The sequence below is a fragment of the Bradyrhizobium uaiense genome (assembly GCF_010811875.1).
Taxonomy (GTDB): domain Bacteria; phylum Pseudomonadota; class Alphaproteobacteria; order Rhizobiales; family Xanthobacteraceae; genus Bradyrhizobium; species Bradyrhizobium uaiense.
Genome location: NZ_VKHP01000117.1, coordinates 1 through 12,327 on the forward strand (window position 1 = coordinate 1; position 12,327 = coordinate 12,327).

A 12,327-nucleotide genomic window follows, 5' to 3' on the forward strand; every position below is an offset into this window, starting at 1 on the left:
CCTTCAGGATCTGCCGCTTGATGTTCTTGTTGGTGAGACCTTCCTTGTGCCACCACCAGCCGTCGCGCTTCATCTTCTCGGCTGCGGCGACGAAACGATCGCTGACCTCGGCGAAGTCGGCGTCGGTGTAGTTCAGGGTGAAGATCAGGCGGCCGGTGCCGACCCAGCTCAGCGCCAACCCCTCGGCGCGCAGGTAGTATTGCAGCATCCAGTTGTAGCGGGACGGCTCGGTGTAATAGACGGTCCAGATCGACGAGATGTTGCCGACGCGGACGGGAAGGTCCTGCGCGGCGAGGCGGTCGTTGAGCGCCTTGGCGCGGCCGTTCCAGGTCTCGTCCAGCCCGTTGTAGATCGAGCGGAAGTTCGGGCTGGCGAGCCGGCTCAGGAACTCGTCCATCGCCGTCATCACATAGGGATGCGAGTTGAAGGTGCCGCGGGCAAAGCAGATGTCGGCCGGGCGGTCGTCGCGGAAACGGCGCATCAGATCCTTGCGGCCGCACACCACGCCGATCGGAAGCCCGCCGGCGAGGCTCTTGCCGTAGGTCGCCATGTCGGCCTTGACGCCGAAATATTCCTGGGCGCCGCCGGCGGCGAGGCGGAAGCCGACGAACACCTCGTCGAAGATCAGCACGACGCCGCGCTCGGTGCAGACCTCGCGCAGCTTCTTCAGCCATTCGGTATAGGCGGCGCGGTCGTATTTCGAGGAGCGCGACGAATCGACCAGCGCGGAATCGCCGGGCGCGTTGGAATTCGGATGCAGCGCCTGCAACGGATTGACCAGCACGCAGGCGATGTCCTTGCGGGTGCGCAGCACGTGCAGCGTCTTCTCCGACATGTCGGCGAGCGTGTAGGTCTCGTGCGGCGACACCGGATTGCCGACGCCGGGCTGCACCTCGCCCCACCAGCCGTGATAGCTGCCGGCGAAGCGAACCAGATGGGTCCGCTTGGTGTGGTAGCGCGCGAGCCGCACCGCCTGCATCACCGCTTCGGTGCCGGACATGTGGAACGAGACCTCGTCGAGGCCGGAGAGCTCGCACAGCCGCTTCACATTGTCGGCGATGATCGGATGGTAGGGGCCGAGCACGGGACCGAGCGCCTGCGCGCGCTTTTCGCCCTCGGCGATGCACTCCTTGTAGAAGTCGTTGCCGAAGATGTTGACGCCGTAGGAGCCGGTCAGGTCGTAGGACACATTGCCGTCGACGTCGGTCACGGTGACGCCGCTGGAGGCCTGCACGAAGGCCGAGGTGCCGAGATGCTCGCGCACCAGGCGGCTGTACTGGAACGGCACGCGGTAGGTTTCGGTGAATTGCAGGTCGGAGATGCGCTCCGTCACCTCGGCAGTGAGCGCGCGGCCCTTCGGGTAGCGGTCCTGGTAGAGGCCCGCGAGGCGGAAGAAGCCGTCCTGCCGCTGCATCGCGACGTCCTTCGGCGCTCCGTCGGAGCAGAAGAACGCGTCGATGTCGAATTCGTAGTGCGGCACCATGCGCGCGACCATCTTGGACATCTTGGAATGTCCGGTCAGCGAGCGGTGCTTGGCTCGCGACAGCGCGAGGCGGGCCTGAATTTTGGGGAACGCTGCGGCGGCGCCGGCAAGCGCGGCGGCGGACAGCGAGAGAATCGGAAGGGATGTTTCCATGACAGAAGCGCTAGCCTCAGCACCTAACAGATTCATGACAGTCAAGGGCCTGATCTCGGCATTCACCCAGCAGGAAGACCTCAATTTCCTGCTGACCAACCGGATTCCGCGGGCGGCGCTGACCCGCTTCATGGGCTGGTTTTCCAAGGTCGAGAACCCCCTGGTGCGCAACGCCTCGATCGCCTGTTGGAAGCTGTTCTCCGACCTCGATCTGTCGGAGGCGAGGAAGACCGAGTTCAAGAGTTTGCACGATTGCTTTACCCGCGAGCTGAAGCCCGGCCTGCGTCCGGCCGCAGCCGATCCCGCCATCATCGCGAGCCCGTCGGATGCGATCATCGGCGCGCATGGCCGGATCGAGGACGGGCAGTTGTTCCAGGTCAAGGGCGCGCCGTATTCGCTGCTCGATCTGCTCGGCGATCCCGCGCTGGTCGAGCAGCACCGGAACGGCCGCTTCGTCACGCTGCGGCTGACCTCGAGCATGTATCACCGCTTCCACGCGCCCTATGACCTTGCGATCGACAAGGTGACGTTCGTTCATGGCGACGTCTGGAACGTCAACCCGATCGCGCTGAAGCGGATCGAGCGGCTGTTCTGCAAGAACGAGCGCGCGGTGCTGCGTGCGAAGCTGCCGAGCGGCGAGGCGCTGACGCTGGTTCCGGTCGCGGCGATCCTGGTCGCAAGCCTCCGCCTGCATTTCCTCGACATCACGCTGAACGCGCAGTCGCGCGGCCCGGTGGATTTCCCCTGTGACGTACATGTGAAGAAGGGCGATGAACTCGGCTGGTTCGAGCACGGCTCGACCATCATCGTGCTGGCGCCCGATCATTTCGAGTTCTGCGACAATGTCGCGGAGGGAACGCGGATCAAATGCGGCGAACCTTTGTTGCGCAAGCCTGTGATATGAGCGCGCTTTCTTCTTCGCGTGTCATTGTTTGAGCATCATCTGCTCGGAAAACCGGTTTCCACTTTTCCCGATCATGCTTTAGAATGTCCGGGATCGTCGTGCGGCGGTCCTAAATCGCAAACCTGATGGACACGAGATGGCGCGGACGCCTGTTCTGGCGGCGGGGGGCATTGTGCTGCGGCGGGAGACACCGCCGCGCTTTGCCGTCGTGCGCCTGCGCAAGCGCAATGAGTGGGTGCTGCCGAAGGGTAAGCTCGACGACGACGAGACGGCGCGCGATGCCGCCGAGCGCGAGGTGCTGGAGGAGACCGGCCACGACGTCGAGGTGCACGAATTCCTCGGCACGCTGGTCTATGATTCAGGCGGCCGATCGAAGGTGGTGCATTACTGGCGCATGGATGCCGGCGGCAAGCCGGTGCGCGCGTTGATGAGCGACATCAGGGAAGTCGACTGGCTGCCGCTCGATGCGGCGCTCGAACGGCTGTCGCGCAGCTATGAGCGCACGTTCCTGGAGAATGTCGGCCCGATCGCGTTGCAGGCCGCTGCGAACGCCGAGCGGCGGCGTTCGCGGCTTGCCGCCGACGAGCCGGTCGCTGACGCGCCCGAGACCGTCGACACGCCTGCGATCGCCGAACTGCCCGTCGCCGCGGATGCGCCGGTCGACGCTGACGCGTCCGAGGTGGCTGAGGCGACTGGTGCCGAAGTGATCGGGCTCACTGAATTGACCGGGGATGCCGAGACGCCTGTCGTCGTTGACGCGAAGGCGCCTGCCGAGGTGCCGGTCGTGGCGGATACGACCGATCTCGCGGAGATGCCGGCGGCGGATGGCGAACCGGATCAGCCGGTCATGGCGCCGGAACCGGGCGCCGCGGATGACGGCCAAGTCGTTGTGACCGCGCGTGCCGTGGAAGCAATTGCATCCGCGGCGGCGCCTTCATCTGCGCGCGAGGGTGAACCGGACGCCACCGCCGCCCAACCGATCCCGCGCAAGAACCTGATCGAGCGCGTGCGCGACTGGCTGCGTCGCGCGGCGTGATCATCCGCACAGCTGACGGCGTGCGGCTGGCCGCCAGCCGTCAATGTCACGCTGCAAGGCCACGCAGTCGGCAACAAGCTTGGGCGAGCCCAATTCACCGGCCAGGAGCTGTGCGGCATGAGCCTCGGCCATGGCGCCGCGGGTGTCGCCACGTTCGAGCTGGAGCCTGGAAATCTGCAATCTCAGCCGTACGATCTGAACCCGCCCCTCGATGCTGGACCACAATTGGCGAGCGAGATGCAGATGCCGCATCGCTACCTCGTGATCCTGCCGGGAAAGGGCAAGAATCGCCTGGGCTTCGTTGGTGAGCGCGCGGATCGAGGGCATCGGCCAGCGATCGGGATTTCCCGAAAGCTCGCAGATCAATGCCTTTGCCCGACCGCTCCGATTCGTGTGTGCGGCAACCAGCGCCAGATGCGCGAGCAGGATTCCCCGCCGTTGCAATGTCCACCAGGTCTTGCCGATCAGACTCCGTTCGAGGCTTGCATAGGCGGCCTCCGCTTCGCCTCTTGCGAGCAGCAGCATGGCGCGACCCGGCTCCGGGCACCAGCCCAGCGCGTAGGCCCGGTCGTAGGCTTCAAGCGCCGCGTCATCGTCACCGATCGCAGCCAGGACGTCGCCCAGCACCCGATTGGCATCGCCCATCGACCACGGCGCATCGCTGGTCAGGCGCGCGAGCGCGTCCTTGATGCGCGCCAGCGCTTCGTCGAGCGAGCCCCTGATACCGAGCACCTCGGAGCGATGCAGCTGGCATGAACCCGTCAATTCCATGCCGCTGCCCGAGCAGAAATTCTGGTAGCTCCGCGTCCACTGGTCGGCCCGTGCCCAATCTCCGAACATCCGGGCTGCCCAGAGAATATTGCAGTAGAGGCTGCCGCCCATGATCGGGTCCAGATTGGCGCTGGACAGCGCAACGGCCGCGGCATGATCCTGATCGGCCATTCCGCCATGCGTGTCGCCGAGGCATAGCCGATAGAAGCCGCGATAGGCCAGGCTCAGCGCCTCGATGTTGAGCGCATCCTTGTATTTGACCGACGTATAGGCAGCGTCGGCCAACGCGAGTGCCTGTTCCGGCTCGCCGTCGAACGCAGCCAGTTTCGACTTCATCCATAACAGCAGGGCCGTCGTTGCAGGATCGTCGATTCGCGAGGCCCAATCTTCGGCGCGCGCAAGCCAGCCTTTTCCGATCGCGGCCTGACCGCTCTCGAAATGCAGGCCCGAGAGCGCGATCGCGTCGACCGCGGCGCCGGCAGTATCGCCGGCCTCGCTGCGCGCAGCGATCGCGCGAACCAGAATCGGAACGGCTGCCGTCGTCTTGCCGAGGCATTGCAGGGCAAGCGCCCAATTGTGCAAATCTTCAGCATTCAGCTCGCCGTTTTCATCCGCGCTCGCGAACAGCGTTGCTGCTTGCAGCCACAATTGTCCGGCGGCTGCGCGGCGGGCAAGGCCGATTGCACCGATTGTACCGACGGCGGCATCGGTGTGTTTGCGGTCGATGCGTTCCGGCTGCCTGATCTCGGATTCGAGGAAGAAGCGATAGCCTTTGCCCGGCAGGTTCCGGATCGCGCCGTCCATGCCACCCCTGCGCAGCGCGGCGCGCAACGAACTCACCGCACGCTGCAGCGAGTTGTCGGTGACCGTCACATCGGGCCACACGGATTCGAGGAGTTCGTCTTTGGAGATAACCCGGTCACGGTATCGAACGAGGTAAACCAGTAGGTCGAACACACGTGGCTGCAAAGCGACTTCCTGCCGCGCGCACAGCAGCACGCGTCCGGCTTCATCAAGCTCGAACAGTCCAAATGAGAATGCCATGTGTATGGGTCCGGGCTAGGCGGAAAAGGTTCAGGCAAAGATCAGACAATGATCAGCCCGCGGTAAGGACAGCTGGCGTTGATGGCGCCTATAGCTGAGCATGGCCGCGATCACCGCTGCCTGCTGTTCAACCGTCGCAACCGAGGAGATTTCGATGGAACTCTATGTCATTCGCCGTCCGAGCGCATGGGCAAACATGAGCGAGCTCGAACGCGCCGGTGCAACGTCCGCCAGGATCGGCGACGAGCAGATGCCGGACCGCGTCCGCTGGATCCGCAGCTACGTGGTGCATGAGGCAGATGGTCGCATCGGCACATTCTGCATATACGAGGCGCGCGACGGCGACTCGATCCGGGACCATGCGCGCTGCGTCGGCATGCCGGGCGAGGAATTCTACAAGGTCGCGGCAACCGTGGTGGTGCGTGGCGATCCCGTCGAACCGCCCATTGCAGCCGAATGACGCCCGCATGGGCGTCGCATGGTGCATCCCGGCCAAATCATGATCCGGGGCGCCATCACACTTCGATCAAGGAAACGATGATGTCGATTTCATTCATGGAGTACGCTTCAAGTCCGGTGCGAAAGCATTTTTCCTTCCTGCTCTTGCGCATCCGCCGGTTCGTCAATCAATCGGTCGCAGGCATGCTCGAACATCGCGAGCGGCAGGCCAATCGCTTGATGCCGGGCGAGCTCGGCGGCAGGCGCTCGAAGGACGCCGGCAAACGCTGCGCTCGGCCGATCACGCGAAGCATGTTGCTCGGGCTGATGATCGCGGGATTGTCCTCACCGGTGTTCACGCGAGCGGAGGAGCCTACGGTTCGGGAGCCCCGCGCAGCCGTGACGCAGCAGGCGGTTTGGTCCGAGCGGGGCGGGCATGGCTGCAGGCATCGCTCGGATTGGAGCATTGTCGCCGCATCCAGCATTCCGGTCCTGCTCGACCGTCGCGCCTAGCTCGTAGCACTTTGAAGTCATTGCACTGACTCGATGCTTTTCAACGCAACTCGCGGACTTTCGGCGACGCCAGCGGCCTCGCCGCCAGCCGGACGACATTTTCAAAGGAGATGCACAATGAACGTTCAAACCGAATTGCCCATCGTCGATCTCGCCGCGGTCAAGGCGCGCCAGCAGGCCACCTGGAGTTCAGGGGACTACGCGAGAGTCGGCACCACGCTTCAGATCGTCGGCGAGACGCTGTGCGAGGCCGTCGACGTGCGCAGCAATCAGATGGTGCTCGACGTCGCCGCCGGCAACGGCAATGCGACGCTGGCCGCGGCGCGGCGCTTTGCCGACGTGGTCTCGACCGACTACGTCGGCGCGCTGCTCGAGCGCGGCCGCGAGCGGGCGGCGGCGGAGCGTCTGCCCGTCACGTTCCAGGAAGCGGACGCCGAGAAGCTGCCGTTTGCTGATGCGAGCTTCGATGTCGTGCTGTCGACCTTCGGCGTCATGTTCACCGCCGACCAGCAGCAGGCGGCGAATGAACTGCGCCGGGTCTGCCGCAGCGGCGGCAAGATCGGCCTTGCGAGCTGGACGCCGGAGGGGTTCATCGGCCAGGTGTTCAAGACCATCGGCAAATATGTGCCGCCGGCCCCTGGCGTGAATTCCCCGGCGCTGTGGGGCACCGAGGCGCATCTCGGCGTCCTGTTCGGCCCGCAGGCGGCGGTTGATGCCAAACGCAGGCACTTCAATTTCCGTTACAGGTCGCGCGAGCATTTCCTCGAGATCTTCCGCACCTATTACGGTCCGGTGCTGAAGGCCTTCGGCGCGATCGATGCGGTCCAGCAGCAATTGCTCACCGCCGACATGTTCCGCCTGATGCATCAGTTCAATGTCGCCAAGGACGGGACGCTGGTCATCCCGAGCGAATATCTGGAGGCGGTAATCACCAGGCGGGGCTGACCTGCCGCTGTTCGTCGATCCCTGCGTGGCGCCGGCGTTCTCGCAGGCGCCACATTCGTTGGTCGATGCGATCGCTCAGTAATGTCGCCTGTCCTTGGGCGGCGGCCTTGCCGCGCGGGGCGGCGGTGCGCGCCGTTGCGTAAAGCCGGGGCGTGGCTGCACGGCGGGCCGCTGCATGCCGGGACGCGCACCCGGTGCAGCCTGCTGGATGCGGGGCCGCACCTCACCGGGTGCCGGCGGCACCGGCTGCGCCGCGCCCTGTCGCGGCACGCCGGGTTGAGCTGCTGGTTGTCCCGGCTGGCGCACGCCGCTCGGCGCTGGCGTGCGTCCGGGTTGCAGGCTGCCTTGACGTGCGGGCGCCTGTCCGCCGGGCTGCGTCGCGCCGCCCTGTCGTGCAGGCTGTTGCTGTCCCGCGGGCGCTTGTCCGGCTGGCGTTTGCACGCCGGGCCCGTGCGGCAGCGTCGTGCCGCCGGGCTGGCCGGGCAGCGCGTGTTGTTCGCCGCCATGCTGCTGCGTGCCCGGCTGCTGCTGCGAGCCTTGCCGGCCGGGCGTGCCTGGTTGCTGCGGCTGGCCGGGACGGTTCGGCTGGCCGGGCTGTTGCAGCTGACCCGGACGATTCTGCTGGCCCGGCTGTTGCGGGGCGTTGCGGTTCTGGCCCGGCAGGCCGTTCTGGCGCTGCAGGTTCGGCTGCACCGGCTGGCCGCGGTTCGGATAGGGCGCGGCCGGATTGGTTCTGCGGAAATCGGGGTTGGCGCGGCGGAAGTCGCGCTGCTCGGTCACGACCTGACGGCCCAGCGTCTGCGCGCTGTGGACCTGGCGGACAAAGCCCTGGTCGCGCGTCATCTGTTGCGGCGAGATCGTCAGCGGCACTGCGGCGAAGCGGGCGCCGCCGGTGCCGGGACGAATCGCAAAACCGCTCGCGCCGCGCGTCAGCACGCCGAGCGAGGAGCCGCTGCGGTCGTTGACCTCGATGCGGCCGACGTGTCCGTCGGCGTCGGGGTAAAGCTTGATGCCGACATTGTTGCTGGTCGCAGTCGCGCCCGCCGGTACCTCGACAAGGCCGGTGGTGCCGCGGATGCCGAGCGTCGCGGTCGGCGTCGAGATCTTCATGTCGCCGGTCTTGGCGACGGCGGCGGCGACGAACGCGGCCGTTCCCTTGGTGACGTTGAACAGCGCGCTGTTCTGCTGGCCGCCGTCCTCGTAGACATAATTGTCGATCGTGATCCTGGCGTTGGCGCGCAGGTTGAAGGTGGTGCCGTCGTTGAAGGTGATGCCGAGCGAGGAGGTCGCCGATGTGGCGACGTCGTCATTGGCAAAGATGTCGTCGCGGATCTGCAGCGGCATCGTGGTGTTGTTGCGTGTGACGGTCGCCGCGCCGGTCAGTGTTGCGACGTTGCCGATCGGCTCGGGCGCGGCGGCGGGGGCAGGTGTTGCGGGCGCAGGCGGTGCAGGAGCTGTGCGTGTTGGGCTCTGCGCCGGGGCGGGCGAGGTCTGCGCTTGCGCGAGCTGCATCAGGTCGGGCGCAGCATCGGCGGTTGGTTGCCAACCCGTGACGCCGGCACCAAGCAGAAGCGCAAAGAGGAGGGCGCGGCGCATCACCATCGATTCCCGGGAGGCAGTGGGGACCGGCAATTGACCCGCGTCAGGCTGAATGCCGAATGAACGGTCCTGCCTTGTTGTCATGGCGGACCAAAACGATCAAGCACCGCGCCTCGTTGCCGGAAGCGCGGTGCTTGATCGCTGTTGGGGTTTTGTCAGCCGCGCTTGTGTGGGGTGATATTGAGCGGTTTCGCCGGCTTGGCGGCCGGCGAATAGCTCGCGGGCTGCGGGGCCGTCGCCGGCGGCACGTAGTGGAACACGGCCTTGCAGCCGTCGCTGAGCAGCGCGCGCTGGCGGACCATGCAGGCGGTGACGCGATCGACATCGGGGATTTCCGAGCTGCACAGCCGCATTGCGTCGCTGGTGCACATTTGCTGCTGCTCGTCGGTGTAGGCATAGGACGCCGAGGTCAACAGACCGAGCGTGAACGCGGCGGCCGCCAGCAGTTTGCCGTGACGAAGCGCGGAAGCGGTGAAAGCCATGATGTCCCCCTTGTGGTGATCGCGCCGAGCAGCGCGTCGTCGGGGGCATCACTAGGCAGGCTCGGTTTCGGCAATTCTTCGTCGGAACGCAAAATGGTTTCGTCGCGCGCTTGTTTGTTTCATTAACCACACGCGGGAGGGATCCCGGCCGTCGTCACACTGCCGGCGCAGGACCCCCCTCGAGCGCGAGCACGGCTTCGCGCTGGGCTTCGGGCATGGCGCGGATGCGGCGCCTCGCGGTGAGGCGCATGGCGGCAAAGCCGCCGAGGAACAGCACGATCTTGCTCACGATGCCGAAGATCGGCATCACGAGGGCCCATGTCGTGATCTCGCAGGTCAGCGCGACGAAAGCGTTCACGGCGGCGGAGGTGAACATCAGGGCTGCCCAGGCATAGCCGACCTTGACGGCGACATCGGGCACGACGGTCTGCGCGATCTCTGGGAGATAGCGGTTCAGCCAGCCCGGCTTCAGCATCACGACACCGACGATTGCGTAGATCACGCTCGGCTTGAACAGCACGAAGCGCGGGTCGTTGGTGAGCAATGTCGCGGTGCCGGCGGTGACGACCAGGAACAGGCTCAGCCATTCCATGGTATCGATCCGCTTGCCGCGCGCGATCTGGATGCCGATCTGCACGACGCCGAACGCGATGCCGAGGCCGACCGAGAGCGCGGTATTGTGCGTCAGCAGGAACAGAACCAGAAAGACCAGGGTCGACGCCAGGTCGAGGGCCAGCAGCCGTGCCGCGGTGAGGAAACTCTTCATCGGTCGCTTTGCTCCGCTTGCCTGACACTCTGGCGCGACCAGCGCCCGCGCCGGCACAGCTAGGCAGATTGCGTCGGCGCCGGCCTATCGATTTCTGAAATCGAGGAGCGCATTCTCATTTCGAACGGGCGATTTCCACCGCATCCGCGGTTTGCGGCGCGGTCGCCCGGCGGCGAAACTCGGTCGGCGTCAGCCCGGTGTCCGCCTTGAAGGCGCGGTTGAACGGCGCCAGCGACTGGAACCCGGCATCGAGCGCAATCGTCAGCACCGGCACCTCGGCCTGGCTGGCGTCGGCGAGCGCTGCCTTTGCCTCATCGATGCGATAGCGGTTGAGGAAGGCGTTGAAATTCCGGTGGCCGAGCCCGTCATTGATCAGCGTGCGCAGCCGGTACTCCGGCATGCCGAGCCTGACCGCCAGCACGTCGATGGTCAGGCCCTCCTGCCGATAGGTCCGCTCGGTCGCCATCAGATGCTTGAGGTGATTGAGCGCGGCCTGGCTGGACGCAGGCGGACCGGCGTTGGCGAACGAAGGCGCCGCCCGTGCGGTCTGGCCACCGCCGTTTGCGGCAACCGCCGGCTGGCTCTCCGGCGGATCGAACAGCATCATCCAGATCGACAGCAGCCCGAATGCGACAAGGCCGAGCGCGATGCTCAGGCTGATGGATCGGGTCGGAATTGCGGCCAGCCCTGCCGCAGCGGCAAGCGTCATCTGCAAGCCGATGCCGATCACGAGCGCGATCAGGATCCGGCCGCGTGCGGTTGTCACGGCAGTGCGCCATCCCTTCGCAATTTGCGCGATCCCGAGCGCGGAGAAGCCGATCGTCGCCAGCGCCAGCCCGCGGCCGCAGGTCCCGGCGAGATCGGGCCAGATCGTCCAGCCATTGTGGCTCACAACGCCAAGGCCGGCGAGCAGCGTCCACAAGGCCGCATGCCACGACCGCAAGGCAAACCGCTCGTCGAACACCGCGCTCGCCCACAGCCAGAAGATCACCGGCGAGCCCATCGCGAAGGCGATGAACGGCGAGCTCCAGCCGAATGACGATGCCGGAAAGAATGGTGCAGTTGAAATCGCGTAGGCCGCGCCGGCGACGCCCATGGCGGCACCGAGGTTCGCGGCGCGATGCACCGCCGCGTAGCGCAACAGCAATACTGTGCAAACCACCAGGAACAGCGCGACCACCGCGCCGCGGAGACCGAGTTCAAGAGCCGTCATCGCCATCGCAAGCCGCCCGCAGGTTCAATTCAAGCTCGACATTGCGATTCTTATAGCGCGTCCGGCGATCCACATGAAGCGACCGCCGGATGGCTAGAAATCCGATGTCCGCCCGCCGCTTGTGCGGCAGCGGACACCGGAGCAATCGGAAGTGTCGGCCTAGCTGACCCGCTTCCAGGTCTGGCCGCCGCAGAACATGCCGCCGAAGGCGCAGCCCTGCACGCGCATCGCGTTCGGGCCCTTCATCGCGATCGTCGAGTCGTAGTTGCGGCCGGAGTCAGGATCGTGGATGCGGCCGCTCCACTTGCTGCCGTCGGGCTTCATGTTGATCAGGATGCGCTCATTGCTCTTGACCGAATAGCCGCAGAGATTGGCGCCGCAGGCTTCGACGCGGACGTTGCCCTTGTTCTCCTCGGTGGCCCAGACGCCGATCGGTCCGGTTGCCGCCGCCGGCGCGGCGGCAATTGGAGCGGGCTGTGGCTGCTGCGCAGGCTGTGCAGCGACGGGAGCCGGTACCGGCGCAGCGGGTGCGGTGTCAACCGGCGCGGGAGCCGCGGTCGCGACCGTCGCTGCTGGCGGAGGCGGCGGTGGGACGGCGGCGGCGACAGGCGCGGCCGGCTGCGGCGCGGCGGCTTGAACTGGCGCGGGAGCGGGAACCGGGGCAGGGGGCGGCGCGGTCGATGAGGCGACATCGTCATCATCGTTGGACTTCGAGCCGAGATTCTTGCTGATGCCGCCGACCATGCCATTGTAGCCCGGCGCCGAGATGCGGATGCAGGACAGCGCGCTGCAATTGCGCTGCGCCTCGACATGGATGCGCTGGCCGTCGATCTCGAAGGTGATGCCGGCGCCGCCGGCATGCGCCGATGTGGTGGCCATCAGCAGCGCGGCGATCGCAACGAGCTTCTTCATCTGGAGTCTCCCTGGCATTGAGCGGGTTTGCATGCGGACGCTACGCGGCCTCAGGGCTGAGCTCTGTG

The 12,327-nt window shown here is 66.1% G+C and carries 12 protein-coding genes; 5 read left to right on the forward strand and 7 right to left on the reverse strand.

Annotation, left to right across the window (positions count from 1 at the left end; genetic code table 11):
- Positions 1 to 1,636: aminotransferase class III-fold pyridoxal phosphate-dependent enzyme (locus FNJ47_RS25325; RefSeq protein WP_163158024.1), on the reverse strand; the 1,636-nt coding region annotated here is incomplete at its 3' end.
- A gap of 34 nt (positions 1,637 to 1,670) precedes the next feature.
- Here FNJ47_RS25325 and asd point away from each other — a divergent pair.
- Positions 1,671 to 2,540 (forward strand): archaetidylserine decarboxylase, encoded by an 870-nt coding sequence (gene asd / locus FNJ47_RS25330; protein WP_163158049.1) that lies wholly within the window; start codon positions 1,671 to 1,673, stop codon positions 2,538 to 2,540.
- 136 nt (positions 2,541 to 2,676) lie between these two features.
- On the forward strand, positions 2,677 to 3,576 hold the full coding sequence (locus FNJ47_RS25335; protein ID WP_163158026.1) for an NUDIX hydrolase: 900 nt from the start codon (positions 2,677 to 2,679) through the stop codon (positions 3,574 to 3,576).
- Here the strand turns inward: FNJ47_RS25335 and FNJ47_RS25340 are convergent, their stop codons facing one another.
- Positions 3,577 to 5,391 carry a winged helix-turn-helix domain-containing protein gene (locus FNJ47_RS25340; RefSeq protein ID WP_163158028.1) on the reverse strand — a complete coding sequence of 605 codons (1,815 nt, stop codon included), beginning with the start codon at positions 5,389 to 5,391 and terminating at the stop codon, positions 3,577 to 3,579.
- 154 nt (positions 5,392 to 5,545) lie between these two features.
- On the opposite strand from FNJ47_RS25340, the gene FNJ47_RS25345 reads away from it, so the two are divergent.
- The 3 genes from FNJ47_RS25345 (at position 5,546) to FNJ47_RS25355 (ending at position 7,287) form a co-directional block, all read left to right on the forward strand.
- Entirely contained in the window at positions 5,546 to 5,851 is a 306-nt protein-coding gene (locus FNJ47_RS25345) for a nickel-binding protein (protein ID WP_163158030.1), read from the forward strand.
- A gap of 80 nt (positions 5,852 to 5,931) precedes the next feature.
- On the forward strand, positions 5,932 to 6,342 hold the full coding sequence (locus FNJ47_RS25350; RefSeq protein ID WP_163158032.1) for a hypothetical protein: 411 nt from the start codon (positions 5,932 to 5,934) through the stop codon (positions 6,340 to 6,342).
- A 117-nt stretch (positions 6,343 to 6,459) separates the two neighbouring features.
- Positions 6,460 to 7,287 (forward strand): class I SAM-dependent methyltransferase, encoded by an 828-nt coding sequence (locus FNJ47_RS25355; protein WP_163158033.1) that lies wholly within the window; start codon positions 6,460 to 6,462, stop codon positions 7,285 to 7,287.
- Positions 7,288 to 7,362: 75 nt separating this feature from the next.
- On the opposite strand, the gene FNJ47_RS25360 is transcribed toward FNJ47_RS25355, so the two are convergent.
- The 5 genes from FNJ47_RS25360 to FNJ47_RS25380 all read right to left on the reverse strand — a co-directional run bounded on the left by FNJ47_RS25360 (position 7,363) and on the right by FNJ47_RS25380 (position 12,259).
- Positions 7,363 to 8,883: a FecR family protein gene (locus tag FNJ47_RS25360; RefSeq protein WP_347341711.1), complete on the reverse strand. Its 1,521-nt coding sequence runs from the start codon at positions 8,881 to 8,883 to the stop codon at positions 7,363 to 7,365.
- A gap of 158 nt (positions 8,884 to 9,041) precedes the next feature.
- Positions 9,042 to 9,368, reverse strand: coding sequence for a hypothetical protein (locus FNJ47_RS25365; protein ID WP_165445854.1), 327 nt, complete (start codon positions 9,366 to 9,368; stop codon positions 9,042 to 9,044).
- Positions 9,369 to 9,522: 154 nt separating this feature from the next.
- Positions 9,523 to 10,134 (reverse strand): inner membrane-spanning protein YciB, encoded by a 612-nt coding sequence (locus FNJ47_RS25370; RefSeq protein WP_163158034.1) that lies wholly within the window; start codon positions 10,132 to 10,134, stop codon positions 9,523 to 9,525.
- 115 nt (positions 10,135 to 10,249) lie between these two features.
- On the reverse strand, positions 10,250 to 11,353 hold the full coding sequence (locus FNJ47_RS25375) for an AraC family transcriptional regulator (RefSeq protein WP_163158035.1): 1,104 nt from the start codon (positions 11,351 to 11,353) through the stop codon (positions 10,250 to 10,252).
- Positions 11,354 to 11,506: 153 nt separating this feature from the next.
- Complete coding sequence (locus FNJ47_RS25380) at positions 11,507 to 12,259, reverse strand: DUF2147 domain-containing protein (RefSeq protein WP_163158036.1); 753 nt, start codon at positions 12,257 to 12,259, stop codon at positions 11,507 to 11,509.
- Positions 12,260 to 12,327: the final 68 nt, after the last annotated feature.